General features: G+C 72.6%; 2 protein-coding genes. Both read left to right on the top strand.

Features of this window, described 5'->3' with window-relative positions:
* On the top strand, positions 1 to 1314 hold a 1314-nt coding region (nirB, locus tag AB0B91_RS65540; protein ID WP_358343117.1), incomplete at its 5' end, for a nitrite reductase large subunit NirB.
* 34 nt (positions 1315 to 1348) lie between these two features.
* Positions 1349 to 1702 carry a nitrite reductase small subunit NirD gene (gene nirD, locus AB0B91_RS65535; protein WP_231925876.1) on the top strand — a complete coding sequence of 118 codons (354 nt, stop codon included), beginning with the start codon at positions 1349 to 1351 and terminating at the stop codon, positions 1700 to 1702.
* Positions 1703 to 1867 lie beyond the last annotated feature (165 nt).

Genomic DNA, 1867 nt, shown 5'->3' with positions numbered 1-1867 from the left:
GACGCGGCGGCACTGCCCGCCGCCGCCCAGGTCTGCTCCTGCAACGCGGTGACCCGTGCCGACATCGACGACGCGATCGCCGGTGGCTGCGCGGACGTGCCGACGCTGAAGGCGTGCACCCGGGCGGGTACGAGCTGCGGCTCCTGCGTGCCGATGCTCAAGCAGCTCCTCGACGCCGCCGGGGTGCGGCAGTCCAGCGCGCTCTGCGAGCACTTCGACGCCAGCCGGCAGGAGCTGTTCGACATCGTGCGGGTGCGCGGCATCCGTACCTTCTCGCAGCTCGTCGCCGAGCACGGCCGGGGTCGCGGCTGCGACATCTGCAAACCGGTGGTCGCCTCGATCCTCGCCTCGCTGGGCACCGGGCACGTGCTGGACGGCGAGCAGGCGTCGTTGCAGGACACCAACGACCACTTCCTGGCCAACCTGCAACGCGACGGCAGCTACTCGGTGGTGCCCCGGATCCCGGGCGGAGAGATCACCCCGGAGAAGCTCGTCGTGATCGGCGAGGTGGCCCGCGACTTCGGGCTCTACACGAAGATCACGGGCGGGCAGCGGATCGACCTGTTCGGGGCCCGGGTCGAGCAGCTTCCGCAGATCTGGCGCCGGCTGGTCGACGCCGGCTTCGAGTCCGGCCACGCGTACGGCAAGGCGCTGCGCACGGTGAAGTCCTGCGTCGGCGAGACGTGGTGCCGCTACGGGGTGCAGGACTCGGTCGGGCTGGCCGTCGCCCTGGAGCTGCGCTACCGGGGGCTGCGCGCCCCACACAAGATCAAGTCGGCGGTGTCGGGCTGCGCCCGCGAGTGCGCCGAGGCGCGCAGCAAGGACTTCGGCGTCATCGCCACCGAGACCGGCTGGAACCTCTACGTCGGCGGCAACGGCGGCTTCCGGCCCCGGCACGCCGACCTCTTCGCCACCGACCTGTCCACCGAGGCGCTGGTCCGGCTGATCGACAGGTTCCTGATGTACTACGTCCGCACCGCCGACCGGCTGCAACGCACCGCCGCCTGGATCGAGGCGATGGAGGGCGGGCTGGAGCACCTGCGCGCCGTCGTCGTGGACGACTCGCTCGGCCTCTGCGCCGAACTCGACGCCGCGATGGCCCGGCACGTCGAGTCGTACTCCGACGAGTGGCGCGACGTGCTGGAGGACCCCGTACGACTGCGCCGGTTCGCCTCCTTCGTCAACGCCCCCGACGTGCCCGACCCGTCCATCACGTTCGCGCTGGAGCGGGGCCAACCCGTCCCGGCGGGCCGTACGCCGGCCGACGGGGTCCGGCAACCGGTCGCGCTCGGCATGCCGGAGCTACGGCGATGACCACCACGACGCCCGGACTGCTGGAGGTACGGCGATGACCATCACGATGACGACGACGTGCACCTGGGCGCCGGTCTGCCCGCTCGACCGGCTGGAGCCGGAGCGGGGCGTCGCCGCGCTCGTCGACGGCGTGCAGGTTGCCCTGTTCCGCACCGCCGACGGGCTCTACGCCATCGACAACCTCGACCCCGTCGCCGGCGCGTACGTGCTGTCACGCGGGATCGTCGGCAGCCGGGGCGGGGTGCCGACGGTCGCGTCGCCGCTGCACAAGCAGGTGTACGACCTGCGTACCGGCGCGTGCCTCGACCTGCCCGGCGTCGCCGTGCCCCGGCACGACGTGCGCTGCCGGGACGGCCTGGTCGAGGTGCGGCTGCGACGGGAGGGGTGAATGCGCGACGAACTGGCCGGCTTCACCATCGGGGTGACCGCCGACCGGCGACGGGACGAACTCGCCGCGCTGCTGCAACGGCGGGGCGCCCGGGTGGTGATCGCCCCGGCCAGTTCGTCGCGCATTCACCCCTCCCGTCGCAGCCGCACCTCGACCAGGCCGTCC

Origin of the sequence: Nonomuraea sp. NPDC049141 (assembly GCF_040648415.1) — a bacterium.
Taxonomy (GTDB): Bacteria; Actinomycetota; Actinomycetes; order Streptosporangiales; family Streptosporangiaceae; genus Nonomuraea.
The sequence above is the reverse complement of the archived record's forward strand: the minus strand, read 5'-3'. Positions and strand labels throughout refer to the sequence as shown.

Excerpts from the sequence above, each read along its gene's own strand:
- nirD (WP_231925876.1), top strand. The coding sequence starts at position 1,349 with ATGACCATCACGATGACGACGACGTGCACCTGGGCGCCGGTCTGCCCG.